This window comes from Streptomyces prunicolor (genome assembly GCF_045162825.1).
GTDB lineage: Bacteria > Actinomycetota > Actinomycetes > Streptomycetales > Streptomycetaceae > Streptomyces > Streptomyces prunicolor.
Genome location: NZ_CP108676.1, coordinates 10361567 through 10379640, shown reverse-complemented (window position 1 = coordinate 10379640; position 18074 = coordinate 10361567). Strand labels below are relative to the sequence as shown.

Annotated in this window: 15 protein-coding genes; 10 read left to right on the top strand and 5 right to left on the bottom strand. The window is 70.6% G+C overall.

What is annotated here, in order from left to right; all coding sequences use genetic code 11:
* Positions 1-105 precede the first annotated feature (105 nt).
* From OG588_RS46895 to OG588_RS46865, 7 genes are read left to right on the top strand one after another with little or no spacing between them, the layout of a single operon-like run.
* Positions 106-987, top strand: a complete 882-nt coding sequence (locus tag OG588_RS46895) for an FAD binding domain-containing protein (RefSeq protein ID WP_405952637.1) — start codon at positions 106-108, stop codon at positions 985-987.
* 2 nt (positions 988-989) lie between these two features.
* Positions 990-1529, top strand: coding sequence for a (2Fe-2S)-binding protein (locus OG588_RS46890; protein WP_405952636.1), 540 nt, complete (start codon positions 990-992; stop codon positions 1527-1529).
* Positions 1526-3922, top strand: a complete 2397-nt coding sequence (locus OG588_RS46885; protein WP_405952635.1) for an aerobic carbon-monoxide dehydrogenase large subunit — start codon at positions 1526-1528, stop codon at positions 3920-3922. Before OG588_RS46890 ends, OG588_RS46885 begins: the two co-directional genes overlap by 4 nt.
* 11 nt (positions 3923-3933) lie before the next feature.
* Entirely contained in the window at positions 3934-4815 is an 882-nt protein-coding gene (locus OG588_RS46880) for an XdhC family protein (protein ID WP_405952634.1), read from the top strand.
* Entirely contained in the window at positions 4812-5705 is an 894-nt protein-coding gene (locus OG588_RS46875) for an AAA family ATPase (RefSeq protein WP_405952633.1), read from the top strand. The genes OG588_RS46880 and OG588_RS46875 overlap by 4 nt, the downstream gene beginning before the upstream one ends.
* Entirely contained in the window at positions 5702-6343 is a 642-nt protein-coding gene (locus tag OG588_RS46870) for an SRPBCC family protein (protein ID WP_405952632.1), read from the top strand. The genes OG588_RS46875 and OG588_RS46870 overlap by 4 nt, the downstream gene beginning before the upstream one ends.
* Positions 6340-7569 (top strand): vWA domain-containing protein, encoded by a 1230-nt coding sequence (locus tag OG588_RS46865; protein ID WP_405952631.1) that lies wholly within the window; start codon positions 6340-6342, stop codon positions 7567-7569. The genes OG588_RS46870 and OG588_RS46865 overlap by 4 nt, the downstream gene beginning before the upstream one ends.
* Before the next feature lie 81 nt (positions 7570-7650).
* On the opposite strand, the gene OG588_RS46860 is transcribed toward OG588_RS46865, so the two are convergent.
* Positions 7651-8610 (bottom strand): LysR family transcriptional regulator, encoded by a 960-nt coding sequence (locus tag OG588_RS46860; RefSeq protein ID WP_405952630.1) that lies wholly within the window; start codon positions 8608-8610, stop codon positions 7651-7653.
* A gap of 357 nt (positions 8611-8967) precedes the next feature.
* Between OG588_RS46860 and OG588_RS46855 the strand changes: the two genes are divergently transcribed.
* Positions 8968-9675, top strand: coding sequence for an NPP1 family protein (locus OG588_RS46855; protein ID WP_019056027.1), 708 nt, complete (start codon positions 8968-8970; stop codon positions 9673-9675).
* A gap of 25 nt (positions 9676-9700) precedes the next feature.
* On the opposite strand, the gene OG588_RS46850 is transcribed toward OG588_RS46855, so the two are convergent.
* From OG588_RS46850 to OG588_RS46840, 3 genes are all read right to left on the bottom strand, one after another.
* A complete protein-coding gene (locus OG588_RS46850; RefSeq protein WP_405952629.1) occupies positions 9701-11116 on the bottom strand; it encodes an FAD-binding oxidoreductase in 1416 nt (471 codons plus the stop codon).
* Positions 11117-11219: 103 nt separating this feature from the next.
* Positions 11220-13820: a helix-turn-helix transcriptional regulator gene (locus OG588_RS46845; RefSeq protein WP_405952628.1), complete on the bottom strand. Its 2601-nt coding sequence runs from the start codon at positions 13818-13820 to the stop codon at positions 11220-11222.
* A 127-nt stretch (positions 13821-13947) separates the two neighbouring features.
* Positions 13948-14727 carry an NAD(P)H-dependent oxidoreductase gene (locus OG588_RS46840; protein WP_405952627.1) on the bottom strand — a complete coding sequence of 260 codons (780 nt, stop codon included), beginning with the start codon at positions 14725-14727 and terminating at the stop codon, positions 13948-13950.
* Positions 14728-14872: 145 nt separating this feature from the next.
* Between OG588_RS46840 and OG588_RS46835 the strand changes: the two genes are divergently transcribed.
* Positions 14873-15748 (top strand): helix-turn-helix transcriptional regulator, encoded by an 876-nt coding sequence (locus OG588_RS46835; RefSeq protein ID WP_405952626.1) that lies wholly within the window; start codon positions 14873-14875, stop codon positions 15746-15748.
* A gap of 102 nt (positions 15749-15850) precedes the next feature.
* Here the strand turns inward: OG588_RS46835 and OG588_RS46830 are convergent, their stop codons facing one another.
* Positions 15851-16360 carry a hypothetical protein gene (locus tag OG588_RS46830; protein WP_405952625.1) on the bottom strand — a complete coding sequence of 170 codons (510 nt, stop codon included), beginning with the start codon at positions 16358-16360 and terminating at the stop codon, positions 15851-15853.
* A gap of 306 nt (positions 16361-16666) precedes the next feature.
* Here OG588_RS46830 and OG588_RS46825 point away from each other — a divergent pair, with 306 nt between their 5' ends.
* A complete protein-coding gene (locus OG588_RS46825; RefSeq protein WP_405952624.1) occupies positions 16667-18037 on the top strand; it encodes a ricin-type beta-trefoil lectin domain protein in 1371 nt (456 codons plus the stop codon).
* The last annotated feature ends 37 nt before the right edge of the window (positions 18038-18074 follow it).

The window sequence follows — 18074 nt, the reverse complement described above, 5'->3', positions numbered from 1 at the left end:
CGGTTAACCAGCCGTTGACACCCCTGTCCTCCGGGCGCCCAATTGGGCCCGGACGCGGCACCCGGCCGACCGGCCAACAGCCGTGCAGGACAGGGGGATTGCGGTATGCAGGTTCCCGCTCCGTTCGAGTACCAGCGGGTCGGCAGCGTCGGTGAGGCGGTCGCGCTGCTCGACCGCCTGGGCGACACGGCACGACTGGTGGCCGGCGGGCACAGTCTGATCCCGATGATGAAGTTGCGGCTGGCCAACTTCGAGTACCTGATCGACATCAACGACCTGCACGACGAGTTGGGTTACGTCCGCGTCGAACCCGGACTGATCCGCATCGGCGCGATGACCCGCCACCGCGAGCTGCTGGAGTCGGACGAACTCGCCGCCGCCTTCCCGGTGTTCCGTGACGCCGAACGCGTCATCGCCGACCCCGTGGTGCGCAACCGGGGCACGCTCGGCGGCTCCCTGTGCCAGGCCGACCCGTCCGAGGACCTCTCCGCCGTCTGCACGACGCTCGACGCCAGCTGCGTGATCCAGGGCAGGCACGGCGAACGGGTGGTGTCCATGGAGGACTTCCACCGCGGACCGTACGAGACCGCCGTGGGCGACGCGGAGATCCTCACCGAGGTCCGCTTCCCGGTCCGCCCGAACGGATCCAGCGCCTACGAGAAGGTCGAACGGCGGGCCGGTGACTGGGCGGTCGTGTCGGCCGGCGCCGCGGTGTGGCTGGACGGCGACGGACTCATCGCCGACGCCCGGGTGGGACTCGCCGCCGTAGGACCGAACACGGCGGGCATCCCCGGCATCGCCGACGCCCTGCGCGGCCGGCGGCCGACCGAGGAACTGTACGGACAGGCCGGGGACATCGCGGCCGAGGCCTGTTCGCCGGTGACCGACCGGCGCGGCAGCGCCGAGTACAAACGGCATCTCGCGCGGGAGTTGACCCTGCGCGTGCTGCGCCGGGCCGTGGCCCGCATCGACGGACAGGAGGTGTGATCGTGCAGGTCAGCATGGTCGTCAACGGCGAAGAGGTCACCCGGGAGATCGAGGGGCGGCTGCTGCTCGTCCACTTCCTGCGCGACCACCTGCGGCTGACCGGCACCCACTGGGGGTGCGACACCAGCAACTGCGGTACGTGCGTGGTGTGGTTGGACGGCGAGCCGGTCAAGTCCTGCACCGTCCTTGCCGCGATGGCGGGCGGACACGAGGTGCGCACGGTCGAGGGGCTCGAACAGAACGGTGAACTCGACCCGGTACAGCGCGGGTTCGTCGAGTGCCACGGTCTCCAGTGCGGCTTCTGCACCCCCGGCATGATGATGACCGCGCGTGCGCTGCTGGACCGCAACCCCGACCCCTCCGACACGGAGATCCGCGAGGCGATCTCCGGGCAGATCTGCCGCTGTACCGGTTACGCGACCATCGTCCGCTCCGTCCGGTGGGCGGCGGCCGAGGAGGCCGGGACCCGAACGTCCCTGGAAACACAGGCCACTTCGGCTTCGGCTTCGGCTTCGGCTTCGGCTTCGGGGAGCGCGTCATGACCGCCGTCTCCGAGAACGGCCACCGCACCGCGTTCGTCGACAACGACAAGAAGCCCTGCGGCCACGGCCGGATGCTCCGCAAGGAGGACCCGCGCTTCGTCCGCGGCAAGGGCCGCTACGTCGACGACCTCGACCTGCCCGGCATGCTCCATCTGGCCATCCTGCGCTCACCGTTCGCGCACGCCCGCGTCCTCTCGGTCGACACCACGCTCGCCGAGGCCCACCCGAAGGTCCGGCTGGTGGTCACCGGCGCGATGCTCGCCGAGAAGGGCCTGGCGTGGATGCCGACCCTCTCGAACGACGTGCAGGCGGTCCTGGCCACCGACAAGGTCCGCTTCCAGGGCCAGGAGGTCGCCTTCGTCGTAGCAGAAGATCGCTACGCGGCCCGGGACGCGCTGGAGTTGATCGACGTCGAGTACGAGCCCCTCGACCCGGTGATCGACGTCCGTACCGCCCTCTCCCCCGACGCGCCCGTCATCCGCGACGACCTGGAGGGCAAGGCCGACAACCACTGCTTCGACTGGGAGACCGGCGACGAGGCCGAGACCGAGGCCGTCTTCGCCCGCGCGGACGTCGTGGTCACCGAGGACATCGTCTACCCGCGCGTGCACCCGGCGCCGATGGAGACGTGCGGCGCGGTCGCGGACTACGACCAGGTCGACGGCCGCCTCACCCTCTGGTCCACCACCCAGGCCCCGCACGCCCACCGCACGCTCTACGCGATCGTCGCCGGGCTGCCGGAGCACAAGATCCGCGTCGTCTCCCCGGACATCGGCGGCGGATTCGGCAACAAGGTGCCGATCTACCCCGGTTACGTGTGCGCGATCGTCGGCTCAATCCTCATCGGCAAGCCGGTGAAGTGGATGGAGGACCGCGCCGAGAACCTCATCAGCACCGGCTTCGCCCGCGACTACGTGATGCGCGGCGAGATCGCGGCCACCCGCGACGGCAGGATCCTCGCCGTCCGCACCCAAGTCCTCGCCGACCACGGCGCGTTCAACGGCACGGCCGCACCGGTGAAGTACCCGGCCGGCTTCTTCGGTGTCTTCACCGGCAGTTACGACATCGAGGCCGCCCACTGCAAGATGACCGCCGTCTACACCAACAAGGCACCCGGCGGGGTCGCGTACGCCTGCTCGTTCCGCATCACCGAGGCCGTGTACCTGATCGAGCGGATCGTGGACTGCCTCGCGTACGAACTGGCCATGGATCCGGTCGAGTTGCGGATGAAGAACTTCATCCGGCCCGAACAGTTCCCCTTCCGCACCAAGACGGGCTGGGTCTACGACTCGGGGAACTACGCGCCCACCATGGAGCTGGCGAAGGAACTCGCCGGCTACGACGCGCTGCGCGTCGAGCAGGCCGAGAAGCGGGCCCGAGGTGAACTCATGGGCATCGGTGTCTCGTTCTTCACCGAGGCGGTCGGCGCGGGTCCCCGCAAGGACATGGACATCCTCGGCCTCGGCATGGCCGACGGCTGCGAACTGCGGGTGCATCCCACCGGTAAGGCGGTCGTACGGCTGTCGGTGCAGTCGCAGGGGCAGGGGCACGAGACGACGTTCGCGCAGATCGTCGCCGAGGAACTCGGCATCCCGCCGCAGGACATCGACGTGGTGCACGGCGACACCGACCAGACACCGTTCGGCCTGGGCACCTACGGCAGCCGGTCCACGCCCGTCTCGGGCGCCGCGGCGGCGCTGGTCGCCCGCAAGGTCCGGGACAAGGCACGGTTGATCGCCTCCGGGATGCTGGAGGTGTCGGTAGCCGACCTGGAGTGGGAGAAGGGCTCCTTCCATGTCGCGGGCGACCCCGAGGCCTCGGTCACCATCCAGGCCATCGCGATGCGGGCGCACGGCGCGGGCGATCTGCCCGAGGGTGTGGAGGGTGGTCTGGAGGCGCAGATCTGCTACAACCCGGAGAACCTCACCTATCCGCACGGCGCCTACATCTGCGTCGTCGACATCGACCCGGGTACGGCCAAGGTGACCGTCCGCCGCTTCGTCGCGGTCGACGACTGCGGCACCCGTATCAACCCGATGATCATCGAGGGGCAGGTGCACGGCGGGCTCACCGACGGCGTCGGCATGGCGCTGATGGAGATGATCTCCTTCGACGAGGACGGCAACTGCCTCAGCGGCTCGCTGATGGACTATCTGATCCCGACCGCGCTCGAAGTCCCCGACTGGGAGACCGGGTTCACCGTCACGCCCTCCCCGCATCACCCCATCGGTGCGAAGGGTGTCGGCGAGTCCGCGACGGTCGGCTCGCCGCCCGCGATCGTCAACGCGGTGGTCGACGCGCTGAAGCCGTACGGCATCCGGCACGCGGACATGCCGCTCACGCCCTCGCGGGTGTGGGAGGCGATGCAGGGCCGACCGACTCCGCCGATCTGAAGGTGGCTGTGATGACCGGCAAGTTGAGTGCCCGCGCGCTCGAACTCACCGAGCGGCGCGTGCCGTTCGTCCACGCGCGCGTGGTGCGGGCCCAGGCGCCCGCCTCGGCGCACCCGGGCGACGAGGCCATCGTGCACGGCGACGGCACCATCGACGGCTTCGTCGGCGGCCAGTGCGCCGAGGGTTCGGTGCGTACGGCCGCGCTCGGCGCCCTGCACGACGGCGGACCGTTGCTGCTGCGCGTCCTGCCGCAGGGGGACGCCGAGTTCCCCGAGACGCCGGGGGCGCGGGTCGTGGTCAACCCCTGCCTGTCCGGAGGTGCGTTGGAGATCTTCCTGGAGCCGGTGCTGCCGCCGCCGCTGATCGAGGTCGTCGGGACCACACCCGTCGCGGAGGCCTGCGTCGCGTTCGCCGCCCTGCTCGGTTACGCCACGGCCCGCTCCCTGCCCGAACTCCCGCCCACCGCCCACACGTCGGCGGTGATCGTGGCCGGGCAGGGTCGCGGAGACGCGGAGTCCCTGCGCGCCGCCCTCGACGCGGGCGTCGGTCACATCGCGCTGGTCGCCAGCCACCGCCGTGCCGCCGCCCTCCTCGACGAACTCGGCCTGAACGAGTCGGAACGGGCCCGCGTCCAGGCTCCGGCCGGGCTGGACATCGGCGCCCGTACGCCACCGGAGATCGCGCTGTCGATCCTGGCGGACGTGGTGCGAGTCGTCCACGCATCGAAGGCCCCCGTGTCCGAGCGCCCTGCCCAGGCCGTGGACCCGGTGTGCGGGATGACCGTGACCGTAGGCCCCGACACACCCCATCTCACCACCGGGGAGGGCGAGTTCTGGTTCTGCGGTCCGGGCTGCCGGGACCGCTGGTCCGCGGGTGGGCGGGCCACCGGGTGAGCGAACTCTTCACGGACGCCGACGACGTACGGCGGCGGCTCGACGAGGTCGGCCACCTCGTCGACGACGGCACGGCGACCGCCCTCCTCCTGGCCACGCTGCTCGACCGGCCGCTGCTGCTGGAGGGCGAGCCCGGCGTGGGCAAGACCAGTGCCGCGAAGGCGCTCGCCAAGGCGCTGGACACTCCGCTGATCCGGCTCCAGTGCTACGAGGGGCTGACGGCGGGCGAGGCGCTGTACGAGTGGAACTACCAGCGCCAACTGCTCGCCGTCCGGCTCACCGAGGCGCACGGACGGGAGCTGTCCGACGCCGACCTGTTCACCGAGGACTTTCTGCTCGACCGGCCCCTGCTGCGGGCGGTACGTCATCAAGGCCCGGTGCCGCCCGTGCTGTTGATCGACGAGATCGACCGGGCCGACGACGAGTTCGAGGCGCTGCTCTTCGAGTTCCTGGGCGAATCCGCCATCAGCATCCCGGAGTTGGGCACCTTCACCGCCGTACGCCCGCCCGTCGTGGTGCTGACCTCCAACCGCAGCCGGGAACTCCACGACGCGCTGCGCAGGCGCTGCCTCTACCACTGGATCGACTTCCCGACGCCCGAACGCGCGGCGGAGATCCTGCGCCGTACGGTACCGGCCGCGAACGAGCCGCTGATCGCGTCCACGACCGAATTCATCGGCCGGGTACGCGAGTTGGACCTCGACAAGGCGCCCGGCATGGCGGAGGCCATCGACTGGGTCTCCGCCCTGGCCGCGTTGCGGGTCGCGCGACTGGCCCGCGACGACATCGTCCGCACGCTCAGCACGGTCGTCAAGAGCCCCGACGACCGCACCGCCGTCGTCGGCGCCCTCGACGCACTCGGCTACCCCGAAGAAGCGAGGACACCATGAAGATCGAGAACGAGTTCAGCGTCGGTGTGCCGGTCGAGCGGGCGTGGCAGGCGCTCACTGATCTGGAGGCCCTCGCCCCGTGCATGCCCGGTGCCGAACTCACCGGCGTGGACGGCGACATCCACCGGGGCAAGGTCAGGGTCAAAGTCGGGCCGATGGTCAGCCAGTTCGCGGGTACGGCACGCTTTCTGGAACGGGACGAGAGCGCCCACCACGCCGTGATCAGCGCGGCCGGCAAGGACATGCGCGGCGGCGGCAACGCGTCGGCGACGGTCGACGCGCGGCTGCGCGGCGAGGGCGCGGGCACGGTCGTGACGGTCGTGACGGACCTCAACATCAGCGGCAGGCTGGCCCAGTTCGGCAGCGGCATGATCAAGGAGATCTCGGAGAAGCTGTTCGCGCAGTTCGTGGCGAACGTGGAGACGCAGTTGCTGGCAACGCAGGAACCCGAGGCCGAACCGGAGGCGGAACCGGAGGAAGTCCCTGCGGCAGTCCCGGTGATACCCGTGTCGCAGCCGGCGCCGAACGTGCCGTTGGACCTGATGCAAGTGGCCGGCGCGTCGGTGTACAAGCGACTGCTCCCCGCCGTCGGTGCGGCCGTCGTCATCGCCGTGGTGATCTATCTCCTGGTCCGATGACACCGAGCGGTCCGCTGCTGCCGGCCGTCGACCGGGCCGCGTTCGCCACCGCGCTGGCCGCGCGGCTCAGAGAGCACGGCGTACCGGTGGGTCTGACCGCCACCCGGGACTTCGTGAACGCGCTCGCGGCCGCCCCGCCCAGGACGCGAACCTCCCTGTACTGGACGGCCCGCGTCACCCTCGTACGCGACCATCCCGAACTCGCCCTCTTCGACCGGGTCTTCGACGCGGTCTTCGGTCAGTCCGTACTCGCCCTCGACCCGAACGCGCGCCGCAACGGGCACAGTGCGGGGGCCGACGGCCAGGACTCTGCGGGCGCCGATTCTCGCGCCGGTGACCCCGTCGGCGGTTCCGGGCTGCCGTGGGTCACCCTGCCGCCCGCCGTCGACGGCGCCGAACACCGTACGGACCGCGCCCTGACGATGCCGGAGCGCCTGCCCAGCGAGCTGGCGGCCGCGGTCGACACGCCGTTCGGTGAACTGGACGCGGGACAGGCCGAGTTGCTCGGCCACCTGCTGGAGGCACGGCTGCGGGAGTGGCCCGTGCGCCGCACCCGGCGCTACGCCGTGCGCGCGAGCGGCCACCGGGTGGCGATCCGGGAGACCATGGCCCGGGCCCGGCGGACCGGTTGGGAACCGGTCCGGCTGGTCAAGGCCGGTCCGGTGGACCGGCCGCGCCGGGTCGTCGTGCTGTGCGACGTGAGCCGGTCGATGCAGGCGCAGGCGATGGCCTGTCTGCATCTGATGCGGGCCCTCACGCTGACGACACACGCCGAGGTCTTCGCGTTCGCCACGTCCTTGACCCGGCTCACCACAGTCCTGGCGCACCACTCGGCCCAGGATGCCTACGACGAGGCGACGGAACGGGTTGCCGACCGGTTCGGCGGCACCCGCATCGCCCACTGCCTGAGCACACTCCTGGCCTCACACCACGGCGGCACCCTGCGCGGCGCGGTCGTACTGATCGCCTCGGACGGCTGGGACGGCGACCCACCCGACCGGCTCGCCACCGCCATGGCCCGACTACGCCGCCGCGCCCACACGGTGATCTGGCTCAACCCCCGTGCCGCCGCCCCCGGTTTCGCCCCCCGCACGACGACGATGGCGGCGGCCCTGCCGTACGTCGACCTACTACTGCCGGCGGACAGCTTCGGCGCGCTGCTACGGGTGCCGGGGGAGGTGGCGCGGCTCGGAAGGCGACGGGGACTTCAAATTCCGTTGCGGTAAGGCGCCCTAAAGGGGCGCGGGGAACTGCGCGACCAGCCCCCACCGGCCCGCAGAAAAACGACTACGCCCCCAGCGGAACCCTCAACTCCACAAGGTCACATGAATCGCCGGCCGGAACCGCCCTGCCGTAACCCCCGCACCACGAAGCATCGCCTGCGTGGCCCGCGGCGTGGTGACAAAGCGCCGCAACTCCGCGGCAGCGGCCGGCGCTTCACGGTCGGGCAGAGCGAGCAGGTTCCAGGAGCCGCGCGCGGGAAGTTGAGGACCGGCAAGCTGACGAAGGTCACCCTCGGCAAGATCCTTCGTCACGGCGAAGGCGACCGCGAGAGCGACTCCTTTGCCCCGCTTGGCCTCATCGACGGACGCGGCATGACTCTGGAAGATCCGCTGGTTGTGTTCGGGAATGCCCAGCCGCCGCAGCACCGACGGCACCATCCCCGTCCGCCCGACCGCCGAGGGACCCAACAACCAGGTCTGCCCGCGCAGTTCGGTCGCACCGGCACTCGCCGCGGCCGCGAGCGGATGGTCCGGTCCCACGACGGCGATCACCTGGTAGTTGAGAAAGTGCGTGCAGGTCGTGGAGTCGTCGAGGGTGGCGGGGCGGGGCCCGATGGCCACGTCCACGGCGCGGGTCAGCAGCAGGGAGGCGAACTCCTGCGGGCCGTGCACGCTCAGTTCGACGTCGAGGTCGTCGGCGCGCCCCGCGAACAGCTCGATCAGTCCGGGGGCGGCATGTTCGGCGAACAGGCTCGACGCGGCGACGCGCAGCAGCCGTCGGCCGGAGCCGGCCTGTTTCACTTCGAGGATCGTCCGATCCTGCAGCCCCAGCATCTCCGCGGCGCGGCTGGCCAGCCGCAGCCCGCCGGGGGTGAACGCGAGCCCGTTGGCCGTGCGGGCGAAGAGCTTGTCGCCGAGTTCCCTGCGCAGATGCGCGATGTGGATGGAGACGGCGGACTCGGTGACGGCGAGATCGGCCGCGGCGGCCTTCACGGAACCAAGGCGTACGGTCGCCGCGAAGGCCCGTAGTTGCGCCGGGGTCAACCAGAACCTCCCGCACTCGCCGTGGGTGCCCATTCACCTGTGCCCTGGACCTCAAATTAGCGCACTTGTTCGCCGAGAGCCATGGTCGCGCCGAGAGCCGCGGGAACACAGGAAAAGCACAGGCGGGAAAGTTCAGCGAGCTGCCAAAGCCCGTACACCGCAAGGGTGTTGACGTGCACACACCGGCCTGCGAAGGTCTGGACCTGGCGCAGCCAGTAGCGCCCCCACAGCCAAGAACCTGGAGTTGGCGTGCCTCATTCGACACCCCCCACCACAAACCCCGCAAGAGCCGCGAAGCCTCGCACCCGGCGCCTTCGCCGCTCCGCCGTCGTCACCGTCCTCGGTGCGCTGGCTCTCGTGGTCGGTCAGGCGACGGCCGCCCAGGCCTCCGTGCTGACGGCGCTCCCGCAGAACGCGGACGGCCTGGAGCAGACCTTCTCCCCGGCCTACGACTACGACGGCGACGGCTGCTATGCCACGGCCGCGATCGGCACCGACGGCACCCTCAACCCCGGGCTGAAGCTCGGCGGCGACGTCAACGGGCACTGCCACGACCTCGCCCAGCTGAACAACTCCAACACGTACTCCCGGACCAAGTGCAACAACGACTGGTGCGCGGTGATGTACGCCAGTTACTTCGAGAAGGACCAGGTCACCCTGGGCCCGGCGGCCATCGGTCACACCCACGACTGGGAGCACGTCGTGGTGTGGATCAAGGACAACACGGCCCAGTACGTGTCGGTGTCGCAGCACTCCGCGTACCAGGTGTCGGCGGCCTCGGGGGTGCGCTTCGACGGCACACACCCCAAGATCGTCTACCACAAGGACGGCATCGGCTCGCACGACTTCCGCTTCGCCAACACGAACGACGAGCCCGCGGAGAACGCCACCGGCAACTGGTTCTACCCGCGTCTGGTGGGCTGGAACGGCTACCCGGCCGGTCTCAAGGACAAGCTCCTGGGCGCCGACTTCGGCTCGGCCACGCTGAAGATCAGGGACAGCGACTTCAACTACGCGCTGTCCATCGCGGAGCCGTCCGGCATCTCGTTCGACCCGAACGCGTGATGCCGGCCCGGCCCCGGAGCTGGTCCTACGGGCGGGTCTCGTAGCGCGGTTTCGGGGCCGGGTGGATGTTCTGGTTGAGGCGGAAGACGTTGTCCGGGTCGCGGTCGGCCTTGATGCGGGCCAGGCGCTGGTAGTTGCCCCGGTAGCTGGCCCGGACACGTTCCTGTCCCTCGTCCATCATCATGTTCACGTAGGCGCCGCCCGCCGAGTACGGGTGCAGGGCCTCCTGGTAGTCGGTGGCCCACCTCTTGATGAGGCCGGCGTTGGCGGGGTCCCGGTCGACACCGGCGAAGACGGACGCCCAGCGCGCGTCGCGATATGCCCACGGGGTCTCGTCGTTGCCGACGTCGTGGGCGGCGCCGTCGATCGGGTAGAGGTGCATCGTGGACTGCGGGGTGGGCACCTCGGCGCCGAACTTGGCGTGGAGTTCGACGGCGTCGTCGGGGATGTCGTTGACGAAGTCGGCGCGCCAGTACCACTGGTCGCCGGGCGGGTAAAGGCCGTCGAACATGCCCTGCATGTCCGGGTGTTGCATCGGTCCGGCCGCGTGCAGGAGGGGTGCGGGCAGTGCGTCGAGCAGGGGGGCCATCTCGCGTGCGGCGGCCTCGGTGTCGCCGCCGGTGTAGCACCACACGACGCCGGCCGTCTTGCGCAGTTGGAGCTCGTCGGGGAACGGCGGGGCGGGCGGGACGCTGCCGTAGAGGAAGAAGGCGTTCAGCTCGCGGGGCGCGTTCGGGAGGAAGTCACGGTAGGCGGTGAGGACTTCGGCGCTGATCTCGACCGGCCAGAAGGTCGGGCCCGCGACGACCGTGCTCACCTCGTGCAGCCGGAACAGGAACGAGGTGACGACGCCGAAGTTGCCGCCACCGCCACGGACCGCCCAGAACAGGTCGGTGTTCTCGTCCGAACTCGCCCGCACCCGGCTGCCGTCGGCCAGTACGAGGTCGGCCTCCAGCAGGTTGTCGATGGTCAGCCCGCATTTGCGGGTGAGGTGGCCGAGCCCGCCGCCGGTGGCGATGCCGCCGACGCCGGTGGTGGAGATGATGCCGCTGGGGGTGGCGAGGCCGTGTGCGTTGGTGGCGCGGTCCACCTCGCCCCAGACACAGCCGCCACCGACCCGGACCGTGCGGGCCTCGGGGTCCACGTGGATGTCCTTCAGCGGTGACAGGTCGGCGACCACTCCCCCGTCGACGGTGCCGAGTCCGGCTCCGTGGTGGCCGCCGCCGCGTATCGCGAGGGGCAGTTCGTGGGCGCGGGCGAATCCGATCACACGGGCCACGGCGTCCGCGTCGGCGCAACGGGCAATCAGGGCAGGCCTTTTGTCGATCATCGCGTTGTAGACGGCGCGGGCCTCCGGGTAGGCGGCGTCGTCCGGGCCGATCAACTCCCCCGTGAAGTCGGTCAGTTCACGGCGAGCGGTCTGTGCGGGCGTGCTGGACATGCGGTCCCCCGTTTCGTGGTGCTCTGCATGACCTGCTCGTTCTATGTCGCCCGGAACTGTGCGGTCATCCGTGCGCGTCACCCAGCTCGGCGCCGTCGGGTACCTACGTTTCGCCGGACGGCAGCAGCCCGAGTTCCGTGGCACGGACGGCGGCCTGCCCTCTGGTGGGTGCGTCGAGCTTCTCCAGTACGGCCCGCACGTGGTTGTCGACGGTACGGACGGACACGACGAGCCGGTCGGCGATCTCCGGGTTCGTCAGGCCGTCCACCAGCAGGCGTACGACCTGGAGTTGGCGTTCCGTGAGGCCGCCCGGGTTGCCCCGGGTCGCGGCGTGCGGGCCGCGCGGGATGTGGCGGACGCCGAGGGCGCGCAGTTCGGTGCGGACGAGGCGGGCGAGGGGTTCGGCGCCGAGCGCGTCGAGTTCGGCGAGCGCGGTGAGTCTGTCGGCCGGGTCGGGGCTCTCGGCGAGCGCGGCGGCGTGTTCGTAGGGGCAGCCTGCCTGTTGCCACAGATCCGCGGCCCGCTTCCACTCCCCGGCGCCCTGCAACGCGTACGGGTGGTCGCTGTCGTCGGCGGCCACGGGGTGCCCGACTTTCCTGAGCCAGTAGCCGAGTTCGGCCCGGTACGGCCCGTGGTCGAGGTGGGCCGCCTGCGCATGGGCCGGCTCCGCCGCCTCGATCACTGCCGCATGGTCGCCCCGCAGCCAGGCCGCCTCCGCCCGTGCCGCCGCCACCGGGCCCATGCGCTGCAACTCCCCGGCCCGTACGGCGATCTCCTGGGCCTGGGTGAGGAGTTCGCCGGCGCCCGGCCTGCCGCACCGGACGCGCACCCGGGCCAGGACGGTCAGCGCCGGGCAGCGGGCCGGTACGAAGTCGCGCATCCCGTACTCGGCCTCTCGCTCGGCGTCGTCCCAGTCCGCCGCCGCGAGCCTGCGCATGGCCTGCTCGACGTGGAGGTAGTTGAGGAACCCCAAGTGCTCTGCGCGGTCGGCGAGTTCCAGGGCCGGGGGCAGGAAGCGGTCGGCCTCGGCGTAACGGAGGTCGTCGAGGAGGGACCAGATGATGTTGGCGTAGGACCGGCAGGCGTGTTCGACCTCGCCCGCGGCCAGCGCCACCGCGAGGCTCTCCTCGACCTGCCGTCGCCCGTCCGGATCCCCGCTGCGCCAGCGGGCGGTGCCCACGTTGTTGAGGGCGTGGGCGAGGATCGCGGGGTCGTCCGCGCGGCGGGCCAGGGCGATGGCGCGCTCGCCGTGCGCGATGGCCTCGGTGTACCGGTCGGAGAGCATGCGCAGTTGGGCGGTGTTGCTGAGCGCGAGGGCCAACAGCCGGTCGTCTCCGGCGTGTTCGAGGACGGCGATGGCCTCCCGGGCCGCGTCCTGGGCCTCCTCCGCGTGGCCCGCCCACCAGTGGATGCGGGACAGCCAGCGCAGATCGGCGCCGAGCGTGAGGGTGTCGCCCAGGGAGCGGCGCAATGCTACGGCGTCCCGCTGGGCGGCGACTGCCTCGACGGAGTCGGCGACGGTGTAGCACTCCACCGCGTAGCGTTCGAGCAGGTCGGCGAGTTCGGCGGGGGTGTAGCGGTGCCGTTGCCGCAGCACGAGCCGTAGCTGGGCGGCGGCCTCGCGGTGGGCGCCGGCCTCGGTGGCGTCCCGGGCCGCGCGGGGGCCGTAGCGGGCGATGGCGTCCTGGTCACCGGCCTGCGCGGCGTGGTGGACGACGCGGGCCGGGTCGGAGCCGGGCCGGAGCATGAGCGCGGTGAGCACATCGCGGTTGAGGTCGATGCGCCGGGCCGCGGGCAGGGAGTCGGCGACAGCGCGGCGGATCAACTCGTGCCGGAACGCGACCCGTTCGGGGGTCACCACGAGGAGCCCGCGCTGTTCGGCAGCGGCCAGTACGGCGACGCCGCCCGTCAACAGCGCGTCGACGAGGGGCCGTTCGACGGCCGAGGGCACGACGGCGAGTTGCTCCAGCGCGTCGACGGTACGGCCGTCGAGTCCGCGCAGCCTGGCGAGCACCGCGTCGACGACCGTCGGGGGCACTCCCCCGGTGCCGCCGGCCGCGAGGACCTCGGTGACGAAGAAGGGGTTGCCCGATGTCACCTCGTAGACCTGCGCCGGGTCGAGGCGGCTGGCCGAACTGAGCGCGCGTACCGCCGACTTGGAGAGGCGGGCCAGCGGCAGCCGGTGCACGCGGTCCGTGCGGGACACCTGGCCGAGGAGGTCGCGCAGCGGATGCTCGCGGCTCAACTCGTCGTCGCGGTAGGTCAGGACGAGTACGGCGGGCAGCCGATCCATCCGCCGGACCAGGAAGCGCAGGGCGTCCAGCGAGGCCTCGTCGGCCCAGTGGACGTCCTCCACGACAAGCACCGCCGGATGCGGTACACCGGCCAACTCACCTTGCAGGGCCTCGTACACGCGGTGGCGGTCGCCGCCCTCCGTGACGGCCCGGGCGAGTTCGGTGCCGACGCTGCCGACGAGGTCGCGGAACGGGCCGAGCGGGCGGCGGGTGGCGAGGTCGTCGCACTGGCCCAGGAGGATGCGTGCGCCGTGCGGCAGCCGGTCCGGCATGGCCTTCACCAGGCTCGACTTGCCGATGCCCGCCTCGCCGAAGACGAGCGCCACGGAACCGGCCCCGTCCGCCGCCTCACGTACGGCCGAAGCCAGTCGCGCCAGTTCGGGCTCACGCTCCAGGATCCCCTGATCCACGCCGCCGATTGTCCCACTCACCGCCGACTTCCGTGCGGGTGTCACACTTCGGTCCTTTGCCGCCCTCTTGAGTGCAGACACCCACGGGAGGCGTTCATGACCAGGACCGAACCGGCCGGGACCGCGGTCAGCCGCGCACGTGCAACCCGAAACCCGTGCGGCCCGCGGGTTCCAGTCCCTCCTTCAGGTGCAGCGAGGGGATCTCGTAGTCGCCGAAGTTCTGTCGGCGGAACGCGATCGGCTCGGTCGACTCCAGGGTGAGCAGGCGCTGCTCCCAGGCCTTGGCGACGTCCGGATAGTCCTCGGCGGTCATCCGGTCGGTGCCGTACAGCACGAACGGCGGCAGCACCGCGATGCCCGGGTAGTAGAGGACGCCGTGGTGGATCGGGAACAGCAGATCGTCGATGGGGCCGTTGATCCCGCGAGCGGCGTAGTGCGACTCCGGACCGCCGGCGGTCACCGACAGCAGAGCCTTCCTGCCCGCGAGGGTGCCTTCGCCGAAGCGCTCGCCGTACTTGGTGTCGCTGTGCTCGCCGACGCCGTACGCGAAGTGGAAGGTGAACACCCGGTCCACCCAGCCTTTGAGGATCGCGGGCATCGTGTACCACCACAGCGGGAACTGGAAGATGATCGTGTCGGCCCACAGCAGCTTCTCCTGCTCGGCGCGGACGTCGGGGGTGAGCGTGCCGGCGTCGAAGGCCCGGCCCGAGTTCAGGGCGACCTTCAGCGGATGTGAGGCCTCGGGGCCGTAGTCCGCCGCGTCCACGACCGCCTTCCAGTTCATCGCGTACAGATCGCTCACCCGGACCTCGTGCCCCGCGGTTTCCAAGGTGGACACCGCGAGGTCCTTCAGCGAGTTGTTGAGCGACTTCGGTTCCGGGTGGGCGTAGACGATCAGCGTCTTCATGGGGACTCCGGCTCCTTCGGATCGGGTGCCTCCGATACTGGGCGCCGTGGCGTGCGGCATTCAGGGGCGCCTCGTCCATCGGACGGGACTTCCTGGTATCGGCAGGACCACCTTCACGGTCAACCACCGAGGCGATACTGGGGACATGGACGATCTTGCGGGCTTCCTGCGGACCCGGCGTTCCCGGGTCGACCCCGCGTCCGTCGGCGTCTCCGCCGACAGCCGCCGCCGGGTCGAAGGGCTGCGCCGCGAAGAGGTCGCGCACCTGTCCGGAGTCAGCGTCGACTACTACGTACGCCTGGAGCAGGGCCGCGCGACCCAGCCCTCCGAGCAGATCCTCGACGCGCTCGCCCGTGTGCTCGGGCTCGACGAGACCGAACGCGAGCACCTCCACCGGCTCGCCCGGCAGCGCCGCCGCCGCGCGAAGGCGCCGGGCATGGGGGTCCCCCCGGCCGGAGGCTGGGGGAGGGTCCGGCCGGAACTGCTGCGCGTCCTCGACCTGGTCGCCGACGCACCCGCGCTGATCATGGACCATCGCCTGGACGTGCTCGCCGGGAACCGGCTCGCCGGGCTGCTCCACAGCCGGCCGATGGCGGGCCTGAACACCGCCCGGCACATCTTCCTCGAGGAGGCCGAGCGCGGTCTTTACGCGGACTGGGAGAAGTGCACCCTCGACGTGGTCGGACATCTGCGCCTGGCCGCCGGCAAGTACCCCCAGGACCCCCGACTGGCCTCGCTCATCGGCGAGTTGGCGATGGGCAGCGAGCGCTTCCGTCGTCTCTGGGCCCGCGCGGACGTCCGCGCCCGCACCCACGGACGCAAGGCGTACCTGCACCCGCTGGTCGGACTGCTGGAACTGCACCAGGAGAACTTCGCGCTGCCGGACGAACCGAGCATGGAGCTGCTGGTGCTCTCCGCGACCCCCGGCAGCCCCGCCGAGGACGGGCTCCGCCTCCTCGCGGGTCTGGGCGCGGACAGCGGTGGCGCGCGTCCCGCGGCGAACGCCCGGGTCCACGAGTAACGCGACGCCGACCGGCCGAACTCCCGCCGCAGGGACGGCCGGTGGAGGTGGCCGACGGCTGCACGCCGCTCCCGCTGGACCGGCTCGCCGAACTCGCCCGGCTCATCGGCGAGTTCGTACGCGCGACCGTCCCGCCCGCACGGGCCTGATCTGGTGCCTGCGGCGCGGCTTGGGGGCGTCCAGCATGCTGACGCCGTTGTAGTTGCGGCCGTTCACGTAGAACGTGGGCCCGGCGACGAAGGTGACGAAGACGGCGACGACGCTGATCGGGAACAGGGCCGGGAGCGACTGACCCTCGGGAAGGGTCTTGCCGCCTTCGTGGATCGCGTAGGCGAGGGCGGCGAAGAACACGACCGCGCACACGATCCCGATGACACGCATGACGGCCGCGAGCGTGCGGGTGGTGGCCTGGTCGCGGACCTCCGCCAGCAGGGATGCCGAGCACTCGGTGCAGGTCAGCTCCACGGTGTGCTTGCCCGACGGGGGCCGCTTGACGGTGTAGTGGGCGGAGGTCCAGGTGATCGTGCGCGTCTTCGGTTTGAGGATTCCGCCCGTGACCTTGTCACTGAGTACGTGCCGGACATCGACCTCCGCGGTCCCCGCTGTGCTCATGGTTCCTCCGACACGCCGCCCCGACGATCATCACGAATCCCGCACAGTGTGACCTGTGAGAACCGGCCACTCAATGGTCCTGGTGATTTCTTTTCCTTCGCCTACAACTTCTCAACTCAGCCATGACGTGCGGGACTTCTCCGGTCGCACCTCTTGACGGCTTTGGTGCAGACCTTTAGGTTCACCAGCCAACAGACCTCCCATGAATGCATTCCCCGCTCACATATGTGAACACGCGTGTTCACCTCTCACCGCCCTCCAGCCGGCGGCGTCCACCCCCCACCCCAGGACGAAAGGCCCCTCGTCATGCAACGCCTCGCCCTGCGCTGCGCCCTCGCCCTCTCCCTCGGCCTCACGGCCGTCGGCACCCTCGCAGCCCCCTCCGCCTCGGCCGCGACCGGGACCATCACCGGCCTCGGCGGCAAGTGTCTCGACGTCGCCGGCGCGAGTTCCGCCGACGGCACGGCCGTACAGATCTACGACTGCAACGGCACCGCCGCCCAGCAGTGGACGGTCGGCTCCGACGGAACCATCAGAGCCCTCGGCAAGTGCCTTGACATCACCGGCAATTCGACGGCCAACGGCGCCCAGCTCCAGCTGTGGACGTGCGGCGGCAGCGCCAACCAGCAGTGGACGGTCAGCGCAGCGCGCGACATCGTGAACCCGGCCGCCAACAAGTGCCTTGACGTCACCGGCAGTTCCACGGCCAACGGCACCCGCACCCAGATCTGGACCTGCTCCGGCGCCGCCAACCAGAAGTGGACCGCACCCGCGTCCGGGGGCACGACCCCGCCCACGACCGCCCCGATGGCCGTGGCCCCGTACCTGTACAACGGCTGGGGAAACCCGCCCAGCCCTACGACTGTCATGAACGCGACCGGCGTGAAGTGGTTCACGCTGGCCTTCGTCCTCAGCAACGGCTACTGCAACCCGCAGTGGGACGGCGGCCGGGCGCTGACCGGCGGGGTCGACCAGTCGACCATCAACACGGTGCGGGCCAACGGCGGTGACGTCGTCCCGTCCTTCGGCGGCTACAGCGGCAACAAACTGGAGAGCTCCTGCTCCAGCGCGAGCGAACTGGCGGCCGCCTACCAGAAGGTCATCAGCGCCTACTCGCTCAAGGCCATCGACATCGACATCGAGGCCGACGCGTACAGCAACGGGACCGTGCAGCAGCGGACCGTGGACGCGCTCAAGACCGTCAAGGCCAACAACCCGGGCATCAAGGTGTACGTCACCATCGGCACCGGGCAGAGCGGTCCCGACACGAGCCTGATCAACCGGGCCGCGTCCTCCGGGCTGACCGTGGACGCCTGGACGATCATGCCGTTCGACTTCGGCGGCGCCGGACAGAACATGGGCACGCTCACCCAGCGGGCGGCCGAGGGTCTCAAGACCGCGCTGAAGAACGCGTACGGCTACAGCGACGACGCGGCCTACCGGGACATGGGCATCTCCTCCATGAACGGCATCACCGACAACAGTGAGACCGTCACCACCGCCGACTTCCAGACCATCCTCGGCTACGCGCAGGCGCACCACCTCGCGCGGCTGACGTTCTGGTCGGCCAACCGTGACCGTCCCTGCCCGGGCGCCTACCCGAACGACGACACGTGCTCGGGCGTGAGCCAGAGCAACTGGCAGTTCACCAGCATCTTCGCCCAGTACACCGGCTGACCGCCGCCCCCTCCGACTTTTTCTCCCCAACCCCCCA

Excerpts from the sequence above, each read along its gene's own strand:
- OG588_RS46895 (WP_405952637.1), top strand. The coding sequence starts at position 106 with ATGCAGGTTCCCGCTCCGTTCGAGTACCAGCGGGTCGGCAGCGTCGGT.
- OG588_RS46885 (WP_405952635.1), top strand. The coding sequence starts at position 1,526 with ATGACCGCCGTCTCCGAGAACGGCCACCGCACCGCGTTCGTCGACAAC.
- OG588_RS46880 (WP_405952634.1), top strand. The coding sequence starts at position 3,934 with ATGACCGGCAAGTTGAGTGCCCGCGCGCTCGAACTCACCGAGCGGCGC.
- OG588_RS46870 (WP_405952632.1), top strand. The coding sequence starts at position 5,702 with ATGAAGATCGAGAACGAGTTCAGCGTCGGTGTGCCGGTCGAGCGGGCG.
- OG588_RS46865 (WP_405952631.1), top strand. The coding sequence starts at position 6,340 with ATGACACCGAGCGGTCCGCTGCTGCCGGCCGTCGACCGGGCCGCGTTC.
- OG588_RS46850 (WP_405952629.1), bottom strand. The coding sequence starts at position 11,116 with ATGTCCAGCACGCCCGCACAGACCGCTCGCCGTGAACTGACCGACTTC.
- OG588_RS46840 (WP_405952627.1), bottom strand. The coding sequence starts at position 14,727 with ATGAAGACGCTGATCGTCTACGCCCACCCGGAACCGAAGTCGCTCAAC.
- OG588_RS46835 (WP_405952626.1), top strand. The coding sequence starts at position 14,873 with ATGGACGATCTTGCGGGCTTCCTGCGGACCCGGCGTTCCCGGGTCGAC.
- OG588_RS46830 (WP_405952625.1), bottom strand. The coding sequence starts at position 16,360 with ATGAGCACAGCGGGGACCGCGGAGGTCGATGTCCGGCACGTACTCAGT.
- OG588_RS46825 (WP_405952624.1), top strand. The coding sequence starts at position 16,667 with ATGCAACGCCTCGCCCTGCGCTGCGCCCTCGCCCTCTCCCTCGGCCTC.